Annotated in this window: 18 protein-coding genes and 5 tRNA genes; 3 read left to right on the forward strand and 20 right to left on the reverse strand. The window is 67.6% G+C overall.

From position 1 onward, the window contains the following. The first annotated feature begins 9 nt into the window (after nucleotides 1–9). The 3 genes from EV685_RS02865 (at nucleotide 10) to EV685_RS02875 (ending at nucleotide 3,926) form a co-directional block, all read left to right on the forward strand. The gene (locus EV685_RS02865) at nucleotides 10–1,506 is read left to right on the forward strand and encodes a sensor histidine kinase (RefSeq protein ID WP_130480452.1); all 1,497 of its coding nucleotides are present in this window, start codon (nucleotides 10–12) and stop codon (nucleotides 1,504–1,506) included. Beyond that, complete coding sequence (locus tag EV685_RS02870) at nucleotides 1,503–2,762, forward strand: ABC transporter substrate-binding protein (RefSeq protein ID WP_207224752.1); 1,260 nt, start codon at nucleotides 1,503–1,505, stop codon at nucleotides 2,760–2,762. Before EV685_RS02865 ends, EV685_RS02870 begins: the two co-directional genes overlap by 4 nt. A gap of 171 nt (nucleotides 2,763–2,933) precedes the next feature. Next, nucleotides 2,934–3,926, forward strand: a complete 993-nt coding sequence (locus EV685_RS02875) for a glucokinase (protein ID WP_130480453.1) — start codon at nucleotides 2,934–2,936, stop codon at nucleotides 3,924–3,926. 95 nt (nucleotides 3,927–4,021) lie between these two features. On the opposite strand, the gene EV685_RS02880 is transcribed toward EV685_RS02875, so the two are convergent. From EV685_RS02880 to leuD, 20 genes are all read right to left on the reverse strand, one after another. Next, nucleotides 4,022–4,098: transfer RNA gene (locus tag EV685_RS02880), tRNA-Asp, on the reverse strand. An 87-nt stretch (nucleotides 4,099–4,185) separates the two neighbouring features. Next, nucleotides 4,186–4,261, reverse strand: a tRNA-Glu gene (locus EV685_RS02885). A 99-nt stretch (nucleotides 4,262–4,360) separates the two neighbouring features. Beyond that, nucleotides 4,361–4,437 (reverse strand) — tRNA-Asp (locus EV685_RS02890). A 58-nt stretch (nucleotides 4,438–4,495) separates the two neighbouring features. After that, nucleotides 4,496–4,571, reverse strand: a tRNA-Glu gene (locus tag EV685_RS02895). A gap of 33 nt (nucleotides 4,572–4,604) precedes the next feature. After that, nucleotides 4,605–4,680 (reverse strand) — tRNA-Ala (locus EV685_RS02900). Between the two features lie 118 nt (nucleotides 4,681–4,798). Then, nucleotides 4,799–6,193, reverse strand: coding sequence for a glutamate--tRNA ligase (gene gltX, locus EV685_RS02905; protein WP_130480454.1), 1,395 nt, complete (start codon nucleotides 6,191–6,193; stop codon nucleotides 4,799–4,801). Nucleotides 6,194–6,211: 18 nt separating this feature from the next. After that, entirely contained in the window at nucleotides 6,212–7,465 is a 1,254-nt protein-coding gene (locus EV685_RS02910; protein WP_130480455.1) for an O-succinylhomoserine sulfhydrylase, read from the reverse strand. Nucleotides 7,466–7,496: 31 nt separating this feature from the next. Continuing rightward, nucleotides 7,497–9,017 carry an amidophosphoribosyltransferase gene (gene purF / locus EV685_RS02915; RefSeq protein WP_130480456.1) on the reverse strand — a complete coding sequence of 507 codons (1,521 nt, stop codon included), beginning with the start codon at nucleotides 9,015–9,017 and terminating at the stop codon, nucleotides 7,497–7,499. Between the two features lie 84 nt (nucleotides 9,018–9,101). Beyond that, a complete protein-coding gene (locus tag EV685_RS02920) occupies nucleotides 9,102–9,614 on the reverse strand; it encodes a CvpA family protein (RefSeq protein WP_130480457.1) in 513 nt (170 codons plus the stop codon). 10 nt (nucleotides 9,615–9,624) lie between these two features. Then, the gene (locus EV685_RS02925) at nucleotides 9,625–10,413 is read right to left on the reverse strand and encodes an SPOR domain-containing protein (protein WP_130480458.1); all 789 of its coding nucleotides are present in this window, start codon (nucleotides 10,411–10,413) and stop codon (nucleotides 9,625–9,627) included. Between the two features lie 141 nt (nucleotides 10,414–10,554). Then, on the reverse strand, nucleotides 10,555–11,868 hold the full coding sequence (gene folC, locus EV685_RS02930) for a bifunctional tetrahydrofolate synthase/dihydrofolate synthase (RefSeq protein ID WP_130480459.1): 1,314 nt from the start codon (nucleotides 11,866–11,868) through the stop codon (nucleotides 10,555–10,557). Nucleotides 11,869–11,975: 107 nt separating this feature from the next. After that, nucleotides 11,976–12,848 (reverse strand): acetyl-CoA carboxylase, carboxyltransferase subunit beta, encoded by an 873-nt coding sequence (accD, locus tag EV685_RS02935; protein WP_130480460.1) that lies wholly within the window; start codon nucleotides 12,846–12,848, stop codon nucleotides 11,976–11,978. Beyond that, nucleotides 12,845–13,669, reverse strand: coding sequence for a tryptophan synthase subunit alpha (trpA, locus tag EV685_RS02940; RefSeq protein ID WP_130480461.1), 825 nt, complete (start codon nucleotides 13,667–13,669; stop codon nucleotides 12,845–12,847). The genes accD and trpA overlap by 4 nt, the downstream gene beginning before the upstream one ends. Next, the gene (trpB, locus tag EV685_RS02945) at nucleotides 13,666–14,961 is read right to left on the reverse strand and encodes a tryptophan synthase subunit beta (protein WP_130480462.1); all 1,296 of its coding nucleotides are present in this window, start codon (nucleotides 14,959–14,961) and stop codon (nucleotides 13,666–13,668) included. Before trpB ends, trpA begins: the two co-directional genes overlap by 4 nt. Nucleotides 14,962–15,058: 97 nt before the next feature. Continuing rightward, nucleotides 15,059–15,715, reverse strand: coding sequence for a phosphoribosylanthranilate isomerase (locus tag EV685_RS02950; RefSeq protein WP_420820799.1), 657 nt, complete (start codon nucleotides 15,713–15,715; stop codon nucleotides 15,059–15,061). Nucleotides 15,716–15,742: 27 nt separating this feature from the next. After that, complete coding sequence (gene truA, locus EV685_RS02955) at nucleotides 15,743–16,549, reverse strand: tRNA pseudouridine(38-40) synthase TruA (protein ID WP_130480464.1); 807 nt, start codon at nucleotides 16,547–16,549, stop codon at nucleotides 15,743–15,745. A gap of 53 nt (nucleotides 16,550–16,602) precedes the next feature. Then, nucleotides 16,603–19,293: a motility hub landmark protein FimV gene (locus tag EV685_RS02960; RefSeq protein ID WP_242615387.1), complete on the reverse strand. Its 2,691-nt coding sequence runs from the start codon at nucleotides 19,291–19,293 to the stop codon at nucleotides 16,603–16,605. Nucleotides 19,294–19,720: 427 nt separating this feature from the next. Further along, nucleotides 19,721–20,848 (reverse strand): aspartate-semialdehyde dehydrogenase, encoded by a 1,128-nt coding sequence (gene asd / locus EV685_RS02965; RefSeq protein WP_130480466.1) that lies wholly within the window; start codon nucleotides 20,846–20,848, stop codon nucleotides 19,721–19,723. Between the two features lie 92 nt (nucleotides 20,849–20,940). Next, the gene (leuB, locus tag EV685_RS02970) at nucleotides 20,941–22,053 is read right to left on the reverse strand and encodes a 3-isopropylmalate dehydrogenase (protein WP_130480467.1); all 1,113 of its coding nucleotides are present in this window, start codon (nucleotides 22,051–22,053) and stop codon (nucleotides 20,941–20,943) included. A gap of 39 nt (nucleotides 22,054–22,092) precedes the next feature. Next, nucleotides 22,093–22,740, reverse strand: coding sequence for a 3-isopropylmalate dehydratase small subunit (gene leuD, locus EV685_RS02975; protein ID WP_130480468.1), 648 nt, complete (start codon nucleotides 22,738–22,740; stop codon nucleotides 22,093–22,095). Nucleotides 22,741–22,757: the final 17 nt, after the last annotated feature.

Raw genomic sequence — 22,757 nt, forward strand, 5'->3', positions numbered from 1 at the left:
GCCCCGGACATGCCCACGCCCAGTCCCTGGTCGAGCCGGCTGTTCCAGCGCCTGCCGGTGCTGTCGCCGGGACGCAGCTCACTGCACCGGCACCTGATGGTCTGGCTGCTGCTGCCCCAGCTCGTGCTGTGGCTGGCGGCCGCCGGGGTCAGCTACAACGTGGCGCTGCGCCATGCCAACCAGGCCAACGACCGCGGCCTCTATCTGTCTTCACGGGCGCTCGCGCGGCAGGTCAAGCCGATCGGCAGTGGCCTGTTTGTCGACTTCCCTCGCGCGGCCAAGGACATCATCGAGTCCGATCCGGACGATCAGGTCTATTACATGGTCAGCACGCCGCCGGGCCAGTTCATTCTGGGCAACCTGAAGCTGCCGCTGCCACCGCCCAACGCGCCTGAGCTGATCGATCAACCGGTCTTCTACGACGCCGTGATCGAGACCGGACCGAGCGACCAGCCGATCCAGACCGCCGTGCGGGTTGCCGCGATCACGCTGAACTGGGGCGACACGCGCGAGCCGCAACGCATGCTGGTGCAGGTGGCCAAGAGCCGCATCAGCCATGAGGCCCTGACCCGCAACATCCTGGCCGACACGGCGCTGCCGTTGTCGTTGCTGATGGCGACGATGTGGGCGCTGGTCTGGATGGGCATCCGCACCGGCCTGGCTCCGCTGGCCCGTCTGCGTGATGCGGTCAGCGGACGCGGTCCTGACGACCTTGCGCCCGTTGAGCTGGAGTCCGCACCCGAAGAGGTCCGTGACCTCGCCGCCGCGCTGAATTCCCTGCTGACGGCCGTGCGCGACAACGTCGTGCACCAACGCCGCTTCATCAGCGACGCCGCTCATCAATTGCGAACGCCCTTGGCCGGTCTGAAGAGCCAGACCGAACTGGCCTTGAAGGAGGCGACCGATCCGGCGCTGCACGCCCGCCTGTCCCGGGTGCATGAAAGCGCCACACGCAGCGCCCACCTGGTGACACAGCTGCTGACGCTCGCCCGTGCAGAACCGGAGTCCGCCGCCGCCCAGGCACGCAGCCGCTTCGACCTGCGCCGGCTTACGCACGAGCTGACCGCCGAGCTGGTGCCGCGCGCGCTCAAGGCCCGCATCGACCTGGGCGTGGACGAGGCCGGTGCCGCGCCGGACGGGCCCACCGAACGCGCCACGCCGCTCTGGGTCGAAGGCAATGCGCTGCTGATCCGCGAGGCGCTCAGCAACGTCATCGACAACGCGATCCGCTACGCTGGCGAGGGCGCGGAAGTGAGCGTACGCTGTCATGCCGAAGGACCGCACGACATCGCCGTCGAGGTCGACGACAACGGCCCGGGCGTGCCGGCGCCATTGCAGGGCCAGGTCTTCGACCGCTTTTTCCGCGCCACCACCGAGGGCAGCGGCTGCGGACTTGGGCTGGCCATCGTCAAGGAAATCGTCGAGCGCCACCATGGGCGGGTCGCGATGCAGGCGCTCCAGCCGCGCGGTTTGCGTGTACGCATCACCCTGCCGAGGAGACCGTGATCAGGATCCAACGGACCCATGCCCGAACCTTGCTGGCCGCTGCGGCTGTGCTGCTACACAGCCCAGGCCAGGCGGGCGAAGTCGAGGTGCTGCACTACTGGACCTCGGGCGGCGAGGCCCGATCGGCCGCTGCGCTGAAGGAGCAGCTGGAGAAGCAGGGCCACAGCTGGCGGGACTTTGTCGTCATGGGCGGCGGTGGCGAATCGGCGATGACGGTGCTCACGTCGCGCGTGAAGTCGGGCAACGCCCCGGCCGCCGCGCAGATCAAGGGCCCAACCATCCAGGAATGGGCCCGTAAGGGCGTGCTGAGCAACCTCGACGAGGTCGCTGCGCAGGAGAAGTGGGACAGCCTGTTGCCGCCGGTCGTCGCCGATGTCATGAAGCACAAGGGCAAGTACGTCGCCGTGCCGGTCAACGTGCACCGCGTCAATTGGCTGTGGGCCAATCCTGAAGCCCTGAAGAAGGCCGGTGCCAAGCTGCCGTCCAGCTGGGATGAGTTCTTTGTCGTGGCCGACAAGCTCAAGGCCGCCGGCATCATCCCGGTCGCCCACGGTGGCCAGGCCTGGCAGGACTTCACCACCTTCGAGAGCGTTGCGCTGGGGGTCGGTGGCGCCGATTTCTACAAGAAGGCGCTGGTACAGCTTGATCCGGCCGCGCTGGCGGGCGACACGATGAAGAAGGTGCTCGCCACCTTCAAGAAGATCAAGCCCTACACCGACAAGAACGCCCCGGGCCGTGACTGGAACCTCGCCACCGCGATGGTCATCAAGGGGGAGGCTGGCATGCAACTGATGGGCGACTGGGCCAAGGGCGAGTTCGTCGCCGCTGGCAAGGCACCCGGCAAGGACTTCCTGTGCGCCGCTGCGCCGGGTACGGCCAAGGCCTTCACCTTCAACGTCGACTCGTTCGCGATGTTCCAGGTCAAGGGCGCTGACAAGGTCAAGGCCCAGAAGGTTCTGGCTGCCGCGATCTTGTCAACGGAGTTTCAGGAGGTTTTCAACCTCAACAAGGGCTCGATCCCCGTGCGCCTGAACATGAACATGGCCAAGTTCGACGACTGCGCCAAGCTGTCCAGCAACGACTTCGTCTCGACCGCCAAAGGGGGCGCGCTGGTGCCGTCGATCGCACATGGCATGGCCGTCGCTCCGGCCGCACAAGTGGCGATCCAGGACGTCGTCAGCCTGTTCTGGAACAGCGACAAGATGTCGGTCGAAGAAGCGGCCAGCAGGATCGCGATGGCTGCCAAGACGCCTTAGGCATGGGACCGGCACCGACGAAGCGGCGGCCACGGTCATTCAGCCTGGTGCCCCGCTTGTAACTGGCCCAGAGCCGATGCGGGCTGGTGCCGCGCTACGATGCGCGGCGCCTGCGCCGAGACTCCTGCACTTCACGCGCGCAGCCCCACCGCCCCCTGCCAGAAAACGCCGATGAAGCCCTCCGCCCCGCACGCCCCCTATCCCCGACTCGTCGGCGATATCGGTGGTACCAATGCCCGCTTCGGCTGGATCGCCAGTGCCCCTGCCCCAGGCGAGGAACCGCTCATCAGCGACGTCCACACCCTCCCCACCGCTGACCATGCCCAGCTCGCCGACGCGGCGCGCGCCTACCTCGCCCGGATCGGTCGTGGCCAGCCGGGCTCGATGGCCTTTGGCATCGCCAACCCGATCACCGGTGACGAGGTCCGCATGACCAATCACCACTGGAGCTTCTCGCTGTCGGGCCTGCAAACGGAACTCGGACTGCAGCGCCTGGTCGTCATCAACGACTTCACCGCGCTGGCACTGGCTTTGCCGTCTCTGAAGGCACACGACATCCGCCAGCTGGGTGGCGGCATGGCTCGCGCGCAAGCACCGATCGCGCTGCTGGGGGCCGGCACCGGGCTGGGCGTGTCAGGGCTGATCCACAGTGCCGCCGGCTGGACTGCACTGGCCGGTGAAGGCGGTCACGTCACGCTGGCCGCCACCGACGATCGCGAGGCCGCAGTGCTCGAACAGATGCGCCGCGCCTTTGGGCACGTATCGGCTGAGCGGGCGCTGTCGGGCAGTGGGCTGGTCAACCTCTACAACGCGGTCTGTCACCTGCACGCTGCGGCCGCCCAGCCGCTCAGTCCGGCCGACGTGACTCAGCGTGCTCTGGACGGCAGCGACGCGGCCTGCGTCGAGGCGGTCGAGCATTTCTGCGCCTTCCTCGGCAACGTCGCCGGCAACCTGGCGCTGACGCTGGGCTCGCTCGGTGGCGTCTACCTGGGCGGGGGGATCGTCCCGCGCCTGGGCGCCTTCTTCGATCGATCGAAGTTTCGCCAGCGTTTCGAGTCCAAGGGACGCTTCGAAAGCTACCTCGCCGCGATACCCGTGTTCGTCATTGACGCCAGCGTGTCCCCTGCCCTGGCTGGCGCCGCAAGGGCGCTGGGCGAAGACTGACCCCTGAATCCCGCAGCACACCAGAAACAACAAAGCCGCTGCAGGTGACCCTGTAGCGGCTTGAAGGCATTTTGTTCCCGGCTGCACAAACCGAGTGGCGGAGTGGACGGGACTCGAACCCGCGACCCCCGGCGTGACAGGCCGGTATTCTAACCAACTGAACTACCACTCCGCAGTGGCAAACCAACGGACGACGTCCGTACAAACTCTGAAAGAACTTGGCCAGTTCTCGCCAAATTCTTCGCCAGGCTTCTCAGCTTGGCGACCCCTAGGGGATTCGAACCCCTGTTACAACCGTGAAAGGGTCGTGTCCTAGGCCTCTAGACGAAGGGGTCAGAAATGAAACAGTCGAAAACCGAAATCAAACCACGGCCGACGGAATCAGCCGCTGAAAAACAAACGGGCCATGTTTGACGCATGACCCGCGAAATACTTGGCGGAGTGGACGGGACTCGAACCCGCGACCCCCGGCGTGACAGGCCGGTATTCTAACCAACTGAACTACCACTCCGCGTCGGTGACGATCAGCAGAACTGCTTTTGGCAGCTCCCGCCAAGTCTCGTCAAACTTGGCGACCCCTAGGGGATTCGAACCCCTGTTACAACCGTGAAAGGGTCGTGTCCTAGGCCTCTAGACGAAGGGGTCAAGACCTTTCGTTCAAACTTGGCGGCACCCTATTGGTGGAGGTAAGCGGGATCGAACCGCTGACCTCTTGCATGCCATGCAAGCGCTCTCCCAGCTGAGCTATACCCCCGTTGGTGACGTCGCAAACTGCTTTGGAACACTCAAAGTCAATTGACTTTTGTTTTCCGCTGCTGCTTGCTTCATCAAGCGCCGCCTTGTTCAAGCGAGAATGCAATTATGGAGTGGAATCAAACGCGACGCAAGCGTTCGATCGCACTTTTTTTGTCGAACAGCGACAACACGGCGTCGACCGACGGTGTCTGTGCACGACCGCACACCGCGACACGGACCGGCACCGCCAGTTGTGGCATCTTGAGCTTGAACTCGGCCAGCGTGTCCTTGAGTGCCTGCGCGATCGACGCCGTGTCCCAGGCCGCCAGTCTTTCGAGACGTTGCGCCAGCGACGCCAAGGCCGGACGCACGGCGTCACCCAGGTGAGCGGCGCGGTCCTCGTCAGTGGGCTGAACGTCGCGGAAATAGATGGAGAGCCAGTCCGCCAGCTCGACCGTCGTGCTGCAGCGGTCCTTGAACAGCGCACACAGTGCCGCCAAACGTCCGTCAGCTTCCGCAGTGATGCCGATGCGCGCCAGTTGCTCGGCCACCAATCCCGCCAGCTCGGCGTTGTCGCAACGCTTCATGTGCTGGGCGTTGACCCAGCGCAGCTTGGCCTCGTCGAACTGCCCGGCGCTGCGGCCCAGGTGATCGAGATCGAACCACTCGACCAGCTGCTCACGGCTGAAGATCTCGTCGTCGCCGTGACTCCAGCCCAGTCGGGCCAGGTAGTTGACGACCGCATCGGCGAGGTAGCCCTCGTCGCGGTACTGCGTCACCGGCTTGGCACCGTGGCGCTTGCTCATCTTCTCGCCCTGCTCGTTGAGCACGGTCGGCAGGTGGGCGTACACCGGCGGCTCCTGGCCCAGCGCGCGGAAGACGTGGATCTGGCGCGGCGTGTTGTTGACATGGTCGTCGCCGCGGATCACGTGGGTGATCTTCATGTCGATGTCGTCGACCACGACGCAGAAGTTGTAGGTCGGCGTGCCATCCGGTCTTGCAACGACCAGGTCATCGAGCTCGTCGTTGCTGATCTCGATGCGGCCCTTGACCTTGTCGTCCCAGACCACCGAGCCGCCCTTGGGCGTCCGAAAGCGCAGCACCGGCAGAACGCCCTCGGGCACCGGCGGCAGGACCTTGCCGTCCTCCGGGCGCCAGGTGCCGTCATACCGCGGCTTTTCCTTGGCGGCCATCTGGCGCTCGCGCAGGGCGTCCAGTTCGGCGGTGCTCATGTAGCAGGGATAGACCAGGCCTTGCGACCGCATGTTCGAGAGGACCTCCTTGTAGCGGTCCATGCGCTGCATTTGATAGAACGGACCTTCGTCATGGCCCAGTCCCAGCCAGCGCATGCCTTCGACGATCACGTCGACCGCCTCCTGCGACGAACGCTCGACATCGGTGTCCTCGATGCGCAGCACGAACACGCCCTTCGTCGCGCGGGCAAAGGCCCACGGGTAGAGCGCCGAACGGATGTTGCCCAGGTGGATGAAGCCCGTCGGTGACGGCGCGAAGCGGGTGCGGACTTGGGTCATGGCTTGCGTTCGTGGTCTTCAGATCAGCGCCAGACCGCGCGCGAGGTCGGCCTTGAGATCGTCGATGTGTTCGAGGCCGACGGCCACGCGGATCATGCCCTGCGTGATGCCGGCCGCCAGGCGCTGCTCTTCGCTCAGGCGCCCGTGCGAGGTGCTGGCCGGGTGGGTGATGGTGGTCTTGGTGTCGCCCAGGTTGGCTGTGATCGAGCAGATGCGCGTCGCGTCGATCACCGCGAAGGCGTGGGTCCGCCCCGCCGATGCGCCCTCGCCGCGCACGACGAAGCTGACGACCGCGCCGCCACAACCGCCTTGCTGCGCCATCGCCAACTCGTGCTGGGGGTGCGACGGCAGGCCCGGGTACCAGACGGCGGCCACCTGCGGCTGCTGTTCCAGCCAGCGCGCCAGCGCCAGCGCCGATTCGCTCTGTGCGCGCATGCGGATGGCCAGCGTCTCCAGACCCTTGAGCACGACCCAGGCGTTGAACGGCGACAGGCACATGCCAGCCGAGCGCATCACCGGCACGAACTTGCCTTCGACGATGGCCTCCGGTCCGCAGATCGCTCCGGCAACCACGCGGCCCTGACCGTCGAGGTACTTGGTGCCGGAATGGATGATCAGGTCGGCACCCAGCTTGGCGGGCTGCTGCAGGGCCGGCGAACAGAAGCAGTTGTCGACCGCCAGCAGCGCACCGGCTGCGTGGGCGATGTCGGCCAGCGCGCGGATGTCGCAGACCTCGGTCAGCGGGTTGCTGGGCGTCTCGGCGAACAGCAGCTTTGTCTCCGGCCGGATCGCGGCGCGCCACTCGGCCACATCGGTCTGAGAGACGAAGGTGGTCAGCACGCCGAACTTGCCGAACTCGCCCTGCAGCAGCTTGATGGTCGAGCCGAAGACGCTGCGCGAGCAGACCACGTGGTCGCCAGCCTTCAGCAGCCCCATCACCAGCAGCATGATCGCGGACATGCCGCTGGACGTGGCGATGCAAGCCTCGGTGCCTTCGAGCGCGGCCAGCCGGCGCTCCATCATCATCGTGGTCGGATTGGTGAAGCGGCTGTAGACGAAGGCCTCTTCCTCGTTGGCGAAGCGTGCAGCGGCGGTGGCAGCGTCGGGGTGCACGAAGCTGCTGGTCAGGAAGAGTGCCTCGGAGTTCTCGCCCCAGGGCGACGCTGGCAGGCCCTCGCGCACGGCCAGCGTGTCCAGCCGGGCGTCGGCGGGCAGGTCGACGCGCGGCAGGCGCTTCGGCTCGGTCTTGGATCGGTTCGTGTCGGTCGTCATGCGGTGTTCGGTCCGGGCGTCAGGCCAGGCGTTATTCGCTGGCGTTCTGGAGGGCGAGCCGGCCGCGATCAGCGGCGCTTTCCTCGTCCTGCGGCTGGTTGCTGCGCTGGGTCTGCATGGCCTCGAAGTCGGCCGCGCTGACGTCGCCCGTGATGTAGCGGCCGTCGAAGCAGGACGCCTCGAAGCCGGCCAGCTTCGGGTTCAGCGCCCCGACCGCACGCTTCATCGCGTCGACGTCTTGGTAGATCAGCGCGTCGCAACCGATGTAGGCGCGGATCTCCTCCATCGAGCGGTTGTGCGCGATCAGCTCCTCGCTGGTCGGCATGTCGATGCCGTAGACGTTGGGGTAGCGCACCGGCGGCGCGGCCGAGGCCATGTAGACCTTGTTGGCGCCGGCCTCGCGGGCCATCTGCACGATCTCCTTGGAGGTCGTGCCGCGCACGATCGAGTCATCGACCAGCAGCACGTTGCGGCCCTTGAACTCCATGCCGATCGCGTTGAGCTTCTGGCGCACGCTCTTCTTGCGCACCGATTGGCCCGGCATGATGAAGGTGCGGCCCACGTAGCGGTTCTTGACGAAACCTTCGCGGTAGGGCTTGCCCAGCTTCTGCGCCAGCTGCATGGCCGATGGACGGCTCGATTCCGGGATCGGGATGACGACGTCGATGTCCGACGGCGGCATGGTGCTGATGACGCGCTGGGCCAGCGTCTCGCCCATGTTGAGACGGGCGTGGTAGACCGACACGCCGTCGATCACCGAGTCCGGCCGCGCGAGGTAGACGAACTCGAACACACAGGGGTTGAGCGACGGCGACGTGGCGCACTGCTGGGCGTGCATCTGGCCGTTCATGTCGATGAACACGGCCTCGCCGGGCGCGACGTCGCGCAGCATCTTGAAGCCCGAGCCCTCGAGTGCGACCGACTCGCTGGCCACCATCCATTCGATGCCCTTGGCGCCGTCCTGCGAGCCCAGGCACAACGGCCGGATGCCGTAGGGATCGCGGAACGCCAGCAGGCCGTAACCCGCGATCAGCGCGACCACGGCATAGGAGCCCTTGACGCGCCGGTGCACCTCGGCCACCGCCTTGAAGACCTCCACCGGCGACAGCGGCAGGTCACGCGCGGCCAGCTCCAGCTCGTGCGCAAGGATGTTGATCAGGACCTCGGTGTCGCTCTCGGTGTTGATGTGGCGACGGTCGATGTCGAACAGCTCCTGCTTGAGCGCATGCGCGTTGGTCAGGTTGCCGTTGTGGACCAGCACGACGCCGAAGGGCGCGTTGACGTAGAAGGGCTGGGCCTCTTCCTCGCTGTAGGCGTTGCCAGCGGTCGGGTAACGAACCTGGCCCAGGCCCATCGTGCCGGGCAGCGCCCGCATGTTGCGGGTGCGGAAGACGTCGCGCACCATGCCGCGCGCTTTGTGCATGAAGAACTTGGTGCCCACCGCCGTCACGATGCCTGCGGCATCCTGGCCGCGGTGCTGCAGCAGCAGCAGGGCGTCGTAGATCTGTTGATTGACGGGCGAGTTCGACGTCACCCCGACGATGCCACACATCGTTCACTCCGAAAAAAGGGATCCCGCGCACCACCGTCGAGGGCCGACGGCCGGTTGCTGCGGGACAACCCGTATTGTCCACGCTCAGGGCACGACGCGCCCGTTCGACCTTTGTGTCCAATCGGCCGGCAAGACCGGCGCGAGCTGCGCCAGCGCCGCCTGCGCGGCCGTCACCGAGACCGATTCGCGCCAGAACGGCTTGCGCGCCAGCGGCGTGAAGCCAGCCAACGTCACGGCCAACACGACGATCAACGCCCCGCGCAGCAAGCCGAACAGGCCACCGAGCACACGGTCGACCGGCGCCAGCACGCTGGCCTTGATGATCTGCGACAGCAGCCAAGCGAAGATGCGCCAGACCAGCATCGCCAGCGCAAAGGTCAGCACAAAGCCGATCCCCACCCGCAGGCTTGATCCGGGCGGCGCCCAACCCAGCCAGTCACCGACGGGCAAGGCGGCTGAGCGGGCGAGCAGCCAGGCCACCAGCCAGCCGAGCACCGACAGCACCTCGTGGACGAGGCCGCGCAGCAGGCCCAGCACCACCGACAGCAGCAGGATCACCGCCGCGCCGATGTCGACCCAGGAAGCATCGAGCGTCATCGTGCCCGCCTCACTGCGGCACGATCATGCCGGGCAGGCCGGCGGCGCGCAGCTGGGCGGCGGCCTTCTCGGCCTCCTCCCGCGTGGCAAACGGGCCGATCCGGACGCGGGTGCGCGTGCCCTCGTTGGTGGTGACCGGCTGGACGCTGGAGCGCAGGCCCAGCTTGTCCAGCCGCGCCCGGGTCTCGCGCACGGCGTTGGCCTCGGCGTAGGCGCCAACCTGGACGGCGAACTTGACGCCGTCGGGCTTGCCCACAGTCGCAGTGGCCGGTTCAGACTTCGGCGCCTCGGGCTTGACCACAGGCTTGGCGGCGGGTTTTTCAGCCGGTTTTTCGACCGGTTTTTCGGCCGGTTTGGGCGCGACCTTGGGCGGATCGGGCTCGCTCAACGCAGCCACAGGATCGGCTGCAACAGGATCGGCCGCCGACGCGGGACGCGCCGCAGCCGCGGGCGGCACAACGGCCACCGGCGACGACATGACGGGCGCCGCCGAGGCCGCGGGCGGCGAGACTGGAGCGGGAACCGGCGTTGGGGCTGCTGCGATCGGCGCGGCAGACGTGCCGTCCGGGCGAACGCCCTCGATCGTGATGGGGCCACCCACCGGCCGGGGCTTGGACTCGAACACCATCGGCAGCACCACCACCGCCAGCACCACCAGCACCGCCGCGCCGATCAGGCGGCGGCGCGCCCGCACGCGGAGTTGCTCGATGGCGGCATCGTCCTGCGGCACGGCACCGCGCGACGACGTGGCACCCGAGCGGGCGGCTTGCTGGCGCTGGAGGAAAGAAGGCAGACGCATCAGGCGGGAGATCCGGGTGGGGCGACGCGACGGGCTGGCGTCGAGCTGGCGTTGATCGTCATGGGCGACCGCTGGGCGGCCACGTTGCGGCGGTCAGCCGCATCGACGCGTCGGCCGATCGGCACGGGGAAAACCGAGGTTTCACCCGAGGTGCGCGCTGCCCAGCCGCGGCACTCCGGCCTCGATCACGCCACCAACGGTGTAGAACGAGCCAAAGACCACGATTCTATCCACCGGGTCTGCGGCGGCGATGGCCGCAGCCAGCGCGGTGGACGGGTCCGGATGGCAGGTGATCGTGGCCACCGGCAGCGGCGCGGAGCTGGCCGGATGCGCGGCACGCGCCGCCTCGACCGCCGCCGCCACATGGACCGCTCGGGCGGCCCGCGCGGTCGGCAGGTCGGTGCAATGCCAGCTGTCGACCAGCGGCAGCAACGGCTGCAGCAGACCGGCGATGTCCTTGTCGGCCATGGCGCCGAGCACGACGTGGGTGCGCGGGTGGTAGGCCATCTGATCGAGGTTGCGCGCCAGCACGGCGGCAGCGTGGGGGTTGTGTGCCACGTCCAGCACCAGGGTCGGCTGGCCCGGCACGATCTGGAAGCGCCCGGGCAGTTCGACCATGGCCAGGCCGTTTCGCACGGCCTGCGCGGGCACCGGCAGCTGCTGACGCATGGCGTCCAGTGCGGCCAGCACGCCGGTGGCGTTCAGCAGTTGATTGGCGCCCCGCAGCGCCGGGTAGGCCATGGCGTTGTAGCGCCGGCCGCGTCCGCTCCAGGACCACTGCTGGCGGTCGCCGGCGTAGTTGAAGTCGCGGCCGAAGCACCACAGGTCGACCCCCAGGTCGGCGGCATGGGCCAGCAGGCTGGCCGGCGGCTGCGGGTCTGACACGATGGCCGGGCGACCGGCGCGCATCACGCCAGCCTTCTCGCGGCCGATGGACTCGCGGTCCGGCCCGAGGAAGTCCATGTGGTCGAGGTCGATGCTGGTGATGACGGCGCAGTCGGCGTCGATCACGTTGACCGCATCCAGCCGGCCGCCGAGGCCGACCTCCAGCACAACCGCATCAAGCGGCAGGGCCGACAGGTGGCGCAGCAGCGCCAGCGTCGTGAACTCGAAGTAGGTCAGCGCGCCGCCGTCGCGGGCGGCCTCGACGGCCTCGAAATCCGGCAACAGCGCGTCGGCACGGACGATGTCGCCATTGACGCGCAGACGCTCCTCGAAGTGCACCAGGTGCGGCGAGGTGTAGACACCGACCCGGTAGCCCGCCTGCGTCAGGATGGCTTCGAGCATCGCGCAGGTCGAGCCCTTGCCGTTGGTGCCGGCGACGGTGAAGACCGGCACGTCGAAGCGCAGGTCGAGCCGACGCGCCACGGTGGCCACGCGTTCGAGCGTCAGGTCGATGGTGCGCGGGTGCAGGCGTTCGCAGTGCGACAGCCACTCGGCGAGGGTGCGGTACATCAGGACGGCAACTCCGGGTCGGTGGCACAGGCCCACGCCGCCCCAAAAGGACAGGGGCGCCTTGCGACGCCCCCAGTACGCGCCGGCCGAGGCCGGCTCGGCAAGATTCAGGCGACCGCGTCGGCGCTCTGGCGCTGCAGCATCGCCAGCACACGGGCGATGGTCGAACGCAGCTGGCGACGGTCGACGATCATGTCCAGCGCGCCCTTCTCGACCAAGAACTCGCTGCGCTGGAAGCCCTCAGGCAGCTTCTCGCGCACGGTGTTCTCGATCACGCGGGGACCCGCGAATCCGATCAGCGCCTTGGGCTCGGCCATCACCACGTCGCCCACGAAGGCGAAGCTGGCCGAGACACCGCCCATGGTCGGGTCGGTCAGCACGCTGACATAGGGCAGCTTCGCCTTGGCCAGACGCGTCAGCGCGGCATTGGTCTTCGCCATCTGCATCAGCGACAGCAGGCCTTCCTGCATGCGTGCACCGCCGGTGGCGGTGAAGCAGACGAAGGGAACCTTCTGCTCGATCGCGGTCTCGACGCCACGCACGAAGCGCTCGCCAACCACCGAACCCATCGAGCCGCCCATGAAGTCGAACTCGAAGCAGGCGACGACCAGCGGGATGCTCATGACCGAGCCACCCATGACGATCAGCGCATCGGTCTCACCGGTGGCTTCCATCGCCTCCTTGAGGCGCTCGGGGTACTTTTTGCTGTCCTTGAACTTCAGCGGGTCGACCGGCACGACCTCCTGGCCAACCTCGTAGCGGCCCTCGGCATCGAGGAAGGCATCCAGGCGAGCCCGGGCGTCGATGCGGTGGTGGTGCGAGCACTTTGGGCAGACGTTGACGTTCTGCTCCAGATCGGTGTTGTAGAGCACCGTCTCGCAGGACGGGCACTTGACCCAGAGGCCTTCGGGAACCGAGCGGCGCTCGGTCGGATTGGTCTGCTGGATCTTGGGCGGCAGCAGCTTGTCGAGCCAACTCATGCGCTTGCTCCTTGCGGCGTTTGGAGGGTGTCCAGCGCCGCGCGGATCTCGGCGATGAAGCCGGAGGCGGCTGGCACGACCTGCTCGCGCGGGCCGTCCTGGATGAGCTGAATGATACGGGAGCCGATCACGACGGCGTCCGAAACCCGGGCGACGGCGATCGCCGTCTGGGCGTCGCGGATGCCGAAGCCGACCCCCACCGGCACGCCCACGTGCTGGCGGATGCGCGGCACCATCGCGGCGACCGCGTCGGTGTCGAGGTTGCCAGCACCGGTCACGCCCTTGAGCGAGACGTAGTAGACGTAGCCGGTGGCGATGCGGCCAACGTCGGCCATGCGGGCGTCGGTCGAGGTCGGTGCCAGCAGGAAGATCGGGTCCATGCCGGCGGCACGCAGACGGGTCGCGAAGGCCTCGCACTCCTGCGGCGGGTAGTCCACCACCAGCACGCCGTCGACACCTGCAGCCTGGGCGTCGTCGACGAAGCGGTCTTGGCCATAACGCTCGATCGGGTTGGCATAGCCCATCAGCACGACCGGAGTGACGGCGTCGCGGCGCCGGAACTCGCGCACCATGTCCAGCACCCGGGCCGTCGTGATGCCACGGGCCAGCGCCCGTTCGCTGGCGCGCTGGATCACCGGGCCGTCGGCCATCGGGTCCGAAAAGGGCACACCCAGCTCGATCACGTCGGCGCCGGCGGCGGCCATGCCGTGCATCAGGTCGACGGTCACGTCGGCATACGGGTCACCGGCGGTGACGTAGGGGATCAGGGCCTTGCGGCCTTGCGCGCGCAGGCGCTCGAAGGTGGCGGCGATGCGGTTCAACGGGCTGCTCCCTGGGTGGCACGGGTGATCTCGATGACCTGATCGGCCTGCACCTGGCCCTTGACGGCCTGGCCGCGACACGAGGGTCGACAGTAGAAGTCGGCGCCGGACAAGTCAGCGACGGTGCCGATGTCCTTGTCGCCGCGACCGGACAGGTTGACCAGCACATGCTGATCGGGCCGCATCGTCGCGGCCAGCTTCATCGCGTGGGCGACGGCGTGGCTGGATTCAAGCGCGGGAATGATCCCCTCGGTGCGGCACAGGCGGTGGAAGGCGGCAAGCGCCTCGGCGTCGGTGATGCCAACGTACTCGGCGCGGCCGATGTCCTTGAGGAAGGCGTGCTCCGGACCCACCCCCGGGTAGTCCAGACCGGCCGAGACCGAGTGGGTTTCGGTGATCTGACCGTCGGCGTCCTGAAGCACATAGGTGCGGTTGCCATGCAGCACGCCCGGCGAGCCACGCTGCAGCGAGGCCGAGTGCTTGCCCGACTCGAGACCCTCCCCTGCCGCCTCCACGCCGATCAGGCGGACCTGTTCGTGCGGGATGTAGGGATAGAAGATGCCCATCGCGTTGCTGCCCCCGCCGACGCAGGCGATCACGGCATCGGGCTGGCGGCCGATCATCTCGGGCATCTGCACCAGGCACTCGTCGCCGATGACGCGCTGAAAGTCGCGCACCATCGCCGGATACGGGTGTGGACCCGCCACGGTGCCGATGATGTAGAACGTGTTCTCGACGTTCGTGACCCAGTCGCGCATGGCCTCGTTGAGCGCGTCCTTGAGCGTCTTGCTGCCCGACTCGACCGGTACGACCCGCGCGCCCAGCAGGTGCATGCGGTAGACGTTGGGGCTCTGGCGCTTGACGTCCTCGCTGCCCATGTACACGACACATTCGAGGCCATAGCGGGCGCAGATCGTCGCGGTGGCCACGCCGTGCTGGCCGGCACCCGTCTCGGCGATCACGCGCGGCTTGCCCATGCGCTTGGCCAGCAGGGCCTGGCCGATGGTGTTGTTGACCTTGTGTGCGCCGGTGTGGTTGAGGTCCTCGCGCTTCAGGAAGATCTGCGCACCACCGATCTCGCGGCTCAGGCGGTCGGCGTGGTAGACCGGGCTCGGACGACCGACGAAGTGGGCCAGCTCGCGCCGGTATTCGGCCTGGAACTCGGGGTCGTTCTTGTAGTGCTCGTAGGCCGCACGAAGCTCCTCGATGGCCTGGCTGAGCGTCTCGGCGACAAAGCTGCCGCCGTAGATGCCGAAGTGCCCGCGGGCATCGGGTTGCTGGTAGTCGAACATGGTGTGTCTCTCGAAGACGGCCGGACCGCGAAGCTCACGGTCCGAAGGTGCATGGGGTCGGATGCTGGAAGTGGAACCGCATCCCCGGAAGGGTCGATCAGAGGCCGGCGGCAAGCCGGTCGTCAGCCTCTCGGACGGCGTCGCAGAAGCGGCGCATCAGCCCGGCGTCCTTGATGCCCTTGGCAAGCTCGACGCCTGAGCTGACGTCAACGGCCACAGGCCGGACGCGTGCGATCCCATCGGTCACGTTTGCAGGATTCAACCCACCAGACAAAACGACCGGAGCGGGGACGTCGGCGGGAATGAGCGACCAATCGAAGACCTTTCCGCCTCCCCCGTAGCCCTCGACATGGGCGTCCAGGAGCAGGGCCTGGGCGGCGGGAAAAGCGCGTGCGAAGTTTAACAAGTCGATGTCTGCATCGACCCGCGCAGCGCGCAGATAGGGGCGTCCGGCCGCGTCGCACTGGGCCGCCGTCTCGTCGCCGTGGAACTGCAGCAGCAACGTGGGAATGCATGCGCAGGCGGCCTCGATTTCGGCCGGCGTCGCGTTGACGAACAGGCCCACAGGCGTCACGAAAGGTGGCAGGCGGCGCGCCAGTTCGGCGGCCTGCAAGGGCGTCACCGCACGCGGGCTGCGGGCATAGAAGACAAAGCCGATCGCGTCAGCGCCAGCGGCCACGGCGGCATCGACGTCCTCGGGCCGGGTCAGGCCGCAGATCTTGATGCGGGTGCGGGCTTGAAGGGGCTTGTTCATGGGCATCGACCGCGTCGGCGGCATCGATCAGAAGGCGAGGACAGCGGTGTCGGCGGGCAGCGCGTCGAAGGGCGGCGTGCGCTCGGGCAGGGCCCATTCGGCATCGTATCGCGGGCCCAGGAAGTGCAGCCCGTCGGGCATGAAGGTCGGCGCCGCAAGCTTGCGGTCGCGCGACGCCAGCACGTCGGCCAACCAGGCACTTTCGCGCCGGCCGCTGGCCACCATGATCAGGCAGCCCATGATGTTGCGGACCATGTGGTGCAGGAAGGCCGAGCCCTCGAACTCCAGTCGCCAGACGGCGCCTTGACGACGGATCGAGATCTCGCGCAGTTGCTTGACCGGCGACAGCGCCTGGCATTCGGAGGAGCGGAAGGCCGAGTAGTCGTGTTCACCGATCAGCACGTTGGCGGCGGCCCGCAGCCGCGCGCCGTCGAGCGGCCGGAAGGTCCAGCCCAGCTGGCCAGACTCAAGTGCCGGACGCACCGGCGACTCCAGCAGCAGGTAGGCATAGCGCCGGCCCCTGGCACCGTTGCGGGCATGGAAATGGTCAGGCACACGCTGGCACCACTGCACCGCGATGTCGTCGGGCAGGAAGGTGTTGGTGCCGCGCACCCAGGAGTAGTTCTCGCGCTCGCGGTCGATGTCGAGGTGCACGACCTGGTTGAGCGCGTGCACGCCCGCATCGGTGCGGCCCGCACAGACCGTGCGCACCTCACAAGCGGCGAAGCGGCCCAGGGCCGCTTCGAGCGCATCCTGCACCGTGCCACCGCCCGGCTGGCTCTGCCAGCCCTTGTAGGCGGTGCCCCGGTAGCTCAGGCCGAGCGCGAGACGCACGGCACCGAGCCCCTGGTGAAGACGATCATCGCGTGGGCGACCTCATCAGCGAATCAACCCAGCTTGTCGAGCATCGCCTGGGCCTTGGCCCGCAGCGTGCCGTCGGCGTTGTCGATCACTTCCTGCAGCAGGTCGCGAGCGCCCTCGAAGTCGCCAATCTGGTTGAACTCCTCGGCCAGCTCCAGCTTGCGCGCCAGCGGGTCGGAGCCGTCGTCACCGAGGCCACTGTCGTAGGCCTCGACGTTCAGCGGTGCCGGGATCGAGCCCGGGCGGCTCAGCGGCGTGTCGAGGTCCAGCGACAGGTCGGCCAGATCGATCGACGGCGTCGATGCCGAAGCCGATGAAGACCGCGGCAGGTCGTCGAGCTCGAAGTCAAGGCTGGCGCTGCCCCGGAAGTCACCGTTGGACGGGCGGCTGTCGAAGGCCGATGGGGCGCTGCCGAAGCCCGAAGGCACGCTCGGGAAGGTGTTGGACACCGACGAAGGCATGGGATCGTCCATCACGGCAGGCACCGAGATGTCGAGATCAACCGCCGCGCTGGGCGTGCCCATCGGGTCGGCGCTCAGGTCGAGGTCCGGAACACTGTGCTCGAAACGCGACGGCGAAGGCACGATGGACTGCGGCATGGTGCTGGCACCCAGCGCCTCGCCACCGCCTGCTTCCGCGGTGCTGCCGAAGCCCGGCTGACCGCCCGGCTCGTACAGGGGATTGTCCGGATCGATCGACCGGCCCAGCTCCTGCGCACGGATCCAGTCCTCGCCTTGACCGCCGGTCAGGCCATACAGTTCGCCCGCCAGCAGCTCATAGCCCTTGGTGTCGCGGCGCTTGGCGTAGACCTCCAGCAGCTTGGTGCGGATGGCCAGGCGATCAGGGTTGGCGCGCATCGCCTCCTTCAGGATCTCCTCGGCCTGCAGGTCGCGGCCATAGGCCAGGTAGACATCGGCTTCAGCGACCGGGTCGACATCGCCGATCGCATCGATCTGGCTCAGCGAATAGCTCATCGACGACGGCGCGCCGGAGGCGTCCCGCGTGTCGACGCGCTGGCCACCGCTGGCACCGAAGAACGAGTCGGGCTGCAGGCGGCTTTCCAGGAAGGACGTCACACCGGCGTCTTCCTTGCTGCGGCCACGCAAACGGTAGTAGCCGAGACCCGCCAGCAGCGCAAGGATCACGCCCGCGCCGGGCAGCACCCAGGGGTTCTCTGCCAGGCCATCCAGCAGCGAGGGCTCTTCGGCCACGACCGGTGCCGGCGGCACCGGTGCGGAAGCCGGCGCACTGGCCGCATCGACGCCGCCGGACATCGCGGCCGAGGCGGCAGCGAGCGCTGCGTCGGCCGCAGAGGCAGCCGATGCAGCGGTGTCGACCATCGGCGCGGACGCTGCTGCGACGACGTCAGAAGCCATCGCTTCGGCCGGCTTGGCCACCGGCAAGGTCGGTGCAGGCAAGGCAGGCGCGGAGGCCACGGCCGGGGTCGGCGCAGGCGCGGCCGGCGTCGATGCGGAAGCCGCCTGGAGCTTCTTCAGTTCCTCGACGTTGCGCGCCATCTCGCTGGCACGATCACTGGCTTCCTTGGCCGCACGGTCGGCCGCGATCTTGTCTTCTGCGGAAGCGACCTGGGTCTTGCCGGCCGCCGGCTTGCCCTTGTCGAGCTTCAGGCGGTCCTGCGCGGTGGCAGCCGGTTGCTTCTGATCCTGCACCTCGGCCGTCACCTTGCCACCGCCCTGACGGGCCGGTGCAGCATCGTTGACGGGCGCCGGCACGACGCTGGCCAGACGCTGACGGTAGGCATTGAAGTCGGCACTCTGGGCGACGATGACGCGACGGGCTTCCTGCGCATCGATGGCCGAGAGCTGCTCGCCAGCGGGCACGTTCAGGATCACGCCCGAACGCAGCCGGTTCATGTTGTTGCCGATGAAGGCCTGCGGGTTGCCCTGATAGAGACCGACCAGCATCTGGTCGAGCGACACGCCCGAGGGTTGCGCCTTGCGGGCGATCGATGACAGGGTGTCGCCAGCGCGGACCTTCACCTCGCTCGCTGCCGCATCGGAGGCGGCCTCGGCCGGTGCCGGTGCAGCAGGTGCTGCAGGCGCGTCCACGCGGGCCTTGCCCTTGCCGCGCACGGCGAGTTCACCCTTGCCGAGCGCAGCGGCTGGCGCGGTGGGCGCGGCTTCGGCGACTTGCGCGGCGGGGGCCGGCGCCACATCGGGCGCCGAAGCGGCCGCGGTCAGCGGCGCGGGGGCGGGCGGCGCAGCCGGAACCGCCGGCGCAGCGGCCACGGGCGGCGCAGCAGGTACCGGCGGCGCTGCCGCGACGGCCGGAGCGGGCGCTGACGGCGCCTTGGCGGTGGCGGGGGGATCGAAAAGCAGCGTGTACTCACGCAGCAGGCGACCGCTGGACCAGGACAGTTCCAGGATCACGTCGACAAACGGTTCCTGCACGGACTGGTTGCTCGAAATGCGCAAGAAGGCCGAGCCGTCGGGACGACGCTGCACCGCGACCGAGGTCTGCGGCAACACCGGGTTGTAGTCAACGCCCGCGATGCGATAAGCGTCCGGCGGGGCGATGCGCACCCGCAGGTTGGCCGCCTCTTCCGGCGTCAGGCTGGTGACGTCAATCTCCGCCCGCAGCGACTCGCCCAAGGCGGACTGCACCGTCAGGCGACCGAGGCTCAGGGCCCAGGCCGAAGGGGCACCCGCGAGCAACGCGGACAAGGCGACCGCAGCCGCCACTTGCTTCAGAGCCATGCGACCAGCGCCAGACATATCGGTTTTCAAGGCTTCTCCCATGCCCCAGCTTGGCTTGCGCACAAACCGACGCTTCAGGTCGAGCAAAAGTGCGTCAAACGAACGTAGTTTCAGGATTCGAGCAGCCCTGCGGCGTCATTGCTGCGGTATCCGGTGTCAGGACCAACGCGGGGGCATGCCCTCGACAACCCGGTTCCAGCCACGCTGCGCAACCACTCAAAAAATCCTGAAATCACAATAACATCAAGCAGATACAAAGACAAGCTCATGCACTGCCTGATGTTCTGCGGGGTATCGAGGAATGTGAAGGTTGTTGTAACCGTCGTTGCCGGTCGACAACGACGGTTCTATCCCGTCAGCTCAGGTGAATCTCGGGAACCGGCGCGCCATTGCAGCGGCCGGGTATATCCGCGACGAAGCCCCGGGCTCAGGCATCCAGCAGGATGCGCAGCATGCGGCGCAGCGGTTCGGCGGCGCCCCAGAGCAACTGGTCGCCAATGGTGAAGGCACCGAGATACTCCGGACCCATCGCCATCTTGCGCAGACGGCCCACCGGAATCGTCAGGGTGCCGGTCACGGCCACGGGGGTCAGGTCACGGACGCTGGCCTCGCGGGTGTTGGGCACGACCTTTACCCAGGCGTTGTCGGCGGCGATCATGGCCTCGATGTCGGCCAGCGGCACGTCACGCTTGAGCTTGAAGGTCAGCGCCTGGCTGTGGCAGCGCATCGCGCCGATGCGCACGCAGAAGCCGTCGACCGGCACGGCCGGCGCGCTGAAGCCTTCGCCCTGGCCGAGGATCTTGTTGGTCTCGGCCATGCCCTTCCACTCTTCGCGGGAGGTGCCGTTGCCCAGGTCCTTGTCGATCCAAGGGATCAGCGAACCGCCCAGCGGCACGCCGAAGTTGGCGGTCTCGGCCTCGCTCAGCGCGCGCTGCTTGGCGATGATCTTGCGATCGATCTCGAGGATCGCGCTCTTCGGATCATCCAGCAGCGAACGGACCTCGGCATTGAGCGTGCCGAACTGAGTCAGCAGCTCGCGCATGTGCTGCGCGCCGCCGCCCGAGGCAGCCTGGTAGGTCTGCGTGCTCATCCACTCGACCAGCCCGGCCTTGTAGAGCGCGCCCACGCCCATCAGCATGCAGCTGACGGTGCAGTTGCCGCCGACCCAGTTGCGGCCACCCTTGCCCAGCGCGTCCTTGATCACCGGCAGGTTGACCGGGTCCAGGATGATGACGGCGTCGTCCTTCATGCGCAGGGTCGACGCGGCGTCGATCCAGTGGCCGTTCCAGCCGGCAGCGCGCAGCTTGGGGAAGACCTCGGAGGTGTAGTCACCGCCTTGCGCCGTGATGATGATGTCGCAGCGCTGGAGCGCGGCGATGTCGAATGCGTCCTGCAGCTTCGTCTCGTTCTTCGCCATCGCCGGGGCAGCGCCGCCGGCGTTGCTGGTCGAGAAGAACATCGGCTCGAAGAGGTCGAAATCCCCTTCTGCCTGCATGCGGTCCATCAGCACGGAGCCGACCATGCCGCGCCAGCCGACCAATCCTACGAGTGCCATTTCCTCAGCCTTTCAGTGGTGTTCCGGACCCCGTGTTCCCCGGCTCGCTTCGCCGGGGTCCAGGTGTTGGGGGCGAGACGATCCGGAGCTGACTAGCTCGTGGTAATCGAGGTGATGGTTTTGCCGCCGGTCTGTGCGACCAGGGCTGCGACGACGGCGTCACCCATCTCGCGCGTGCCGACCCGCTTCGTGCCCTCGGACCAGATGTCGCCGGTGCGCAGACCGGCAGACAGCACCGCGCTGACGGCGGATTCGATCCGGTCGGCGGCTTCGGTCTGGTTGAGGGAGTAGCGCAGCATCATGGCAACGGACAGGATTGTAGCCAGCGGGTTTGCAACACCCTGACCAGCGATGTCCGGCGCGCTGCCGTGGCTGGGCTCGTACAGGCCCTGGTTGCGATCGTTCAGCGAGGCCGACGGCAGCATGCCGATCGAGCCCGTCAACATCGCCGCCTCGTCCGACAGGATGTCGCCGAACATGTTGCCGGTGACGACCACGTCGAACTTCTTTGGCGCCTTGACCAGCTGCATCGCCGCGTTGTCGACATACATGTGGTCCAGCGCCACGTCCGGGTACTGCTGGCCGACCTCGATCATGATGTCCTTCCAGAACTGGAAGGTCTCGAGCACGTTGGCCTTGTCGACGCTGGTCACGCGCTTGTTGCGGCGCCGTGCGGCCTGGAAGGCGACGTGGGCGATGCGCTCGACCTCGGGGCGGCTATAGCGCATCGTGTCGAAGGCTTCTTCGGCACCCGGAAACAGGCCGTCGACCGCCGTGCGGCGCCCACGCGGCTGGCCGAAGTAGATGTCGCCGGTCAGCTCGCGGATGATCAGGATGTCCAGCCCCGCGACCAGCTCGGGCTTCAGGCTCGACGCGTGGGTGAGTTGCTCGTAGCAGATCGCCGGACGGAAGTTGGCGAACAGGCCGAGGTTCTTGCGCAGGCCCAGGATGGCCTGCTCAGGACGGAGCGCGCGCTCCAACTTGTCGTACTTCCAGTCGCCGACCGCGCCGAACAGCACGGCATCTGCCGCCTTGGCGAGGTTCAGCGTCGACTCGGGCAGCGGATGGCCGTGCGCCTCGTAGGCGGCGCCGCCGACCAGCGCGGTCTCGGTCTCGAAGGACAGGTCGAGCACGTTGAGGACCTTGACGGCCTCGGCGACGATCTCGGTGCCGATGCCGTCACCGGGCAGGATGGCAATCTTCATGGGCATGCTTTCAGACGTGGGATATGAGGACGCGTTCGTTCACAGCGAGCGCTGCGCCAGCCAGGGCATGCGCGCCAGCCGCTCGGCCTCGTAGCTGCGGATCTTGTCGGCGTGACGCAGCGTCAGGCCGATGTCGTCGTAGCCGTTGACCAGGCAGTACTTGCGGAAGGGCTGGACGTCGAAGGGGATCTCGGTGCCATCGGGCTTGACCACCACCTGGCGCGGCAGGTCCACCGTCAGCTGGTAGCCGACGAAGCCATGCACCTCGTCGAACAGGCGTGCGACGACCGACTCCGGCAGCACGATGGGCAGCAGGCCGTTCTTGAAGCAGTTGTTGAAGAAGATGTCGGCATAGCTCGGCGCGATGACGGCGCGGAAGCCGTACTGGTCGAGCGCCCACGGCGCGTGTTCGCGGCTCGAACCGCAGCCGAAGTTCTCGCGCGCCAGCAGCACCGAGGCACCCTGGTAGCGCGGCTGGTTCAGCACGAAGTCGGGGTTGGGCTTGCGGCTGGCCGGGTCCTGGCCGGGCTCGCCCTTGTCGAGGTAGCGCCACTCGTCGAACAGGTTGGGTCCAAAGCCGGTGCGGGCGATCGACTTCAGGAATTGCTTGGGGATGATGGCGTCGGTGTCGACGTTGGCGCGGTCCATCGGGGCGACCAGGCCCTTGAGCACGGTGAAGGCTTGCATGACGTGATTCCCTCGGT

Source organism: Sphaerotilus mobilis (genome assembly GCF_004216565.1).
GTDB classification, from domain to species: domain Bacteria; phylum Pseudomonadota; class Gammaproteobacteria; order Burkholderiales; family Burkholderiaceae_C; genus Sphaerotilus; species Sphaerotilus mobilis.

Bases quoted from the DNA above. Each gene is read 5' to 3' on its own strand.
- gltX (WP_130480454.1), bottom strand. From the start codon at position 6,193: ATGACCCAAGTCCGCACCCGCTTCGCGCCGTCACCGACGGGCTTCATC.
- EV685_RS02920 (WP_130480457.1), bottom strand. From the start codon at position 9,614: ATGACGCTCGATGCTTCCTGGGTCGACATCGGCGCGGCGGTGATCCTG.
- purF (WP_130480456.1), bottom strand. From the start codon at position 9,017: ATGTGTGGCATCGTCGGGGTGACGTCGAACTCGCCCGTCAATCAACAG.
- EV685_RS02865 (WP_130480452.1), top strand. From the start codon at position 10: ATGCCCACGCCCAGTCCCTGGTCGAGCCGGCTGTTCCAGCGCCTGCCG.
- folC (WP_130480459.1), bottom strand. From the start codon at position 11,868: ATGTACCGCACCCTCGCCGAGTGGCTGTCGCACTGCGAACGCCTGCAC.
- trpB (WP_130480462.1), bottom strand. From the start codon at position 14,961: ATGTTCGACTACCAGCAACCCGATGCCCGCGGGCACTTCGGCATCTAC.
- EV685_RS02910 (WP_130480455.1), bottom strand. From the start codon at position 7,465: ATGACGACCGACACGAACCGATCCAAGACCGAGCCGAAGCGCCTGCCG.
- accD (WP_130480460.1), bottom strand. From the start codon at position 12,848: ATGAGTTGGCTCGACAAGCTGCTGCCGCCCAAGATCCAGCAGACCAAT.
- asd (WP_130480466.1), bottom strand. From the start codon at position 20,848: ATGGCACTCGTAGGATTGGTCGGCTGGCGCGGCATGGTCGGCTCCGTG.
- EV685_RS02875 (WP_130480453.1), top strand. From the start codon at position 2,934: ATGAAGCCCTCCGCCCCGCACGCCCCCTATCCCCGACTCGTCGGCGAT.
- EV685_RS02925 (WP_130480458.1), bottom strand. From the start codon at position 10,413: ATGCGTCTGCCTTCTTTCCTCCAGCGCCAGCAAGCCGCCCGCTCGGGT.
- leuB (WP_130480467.1), bottom strand. From the start codon at position 22,053: ATGAAGATTGCCATCCTGCCCGGTGACGGCATCGGCACCGAGATCGTC.
- EV685_RS02950 (WP_420820799.1), bottom strand. From the start codon at position 15,715: ATGAACAAGCCCCTTCAAGCCCGCACCCGCATCAAGATCTGCGGCCTG.
- EV685_RS02960 (WP_242615387.1), bottom strand. From the start codon at position 19,293: ATGGCTCTGAAGCAAGTGGCGGCTGCGGTCGCCTTGTCCGCGTTGCTC.
- leuD (WP_130480468.1), bottom strand. From the start codon at position 22,740: ATGCAAGCCTTCACCGTGCTCAAGGGCCTGGTCGCCCCGATGGACCGC.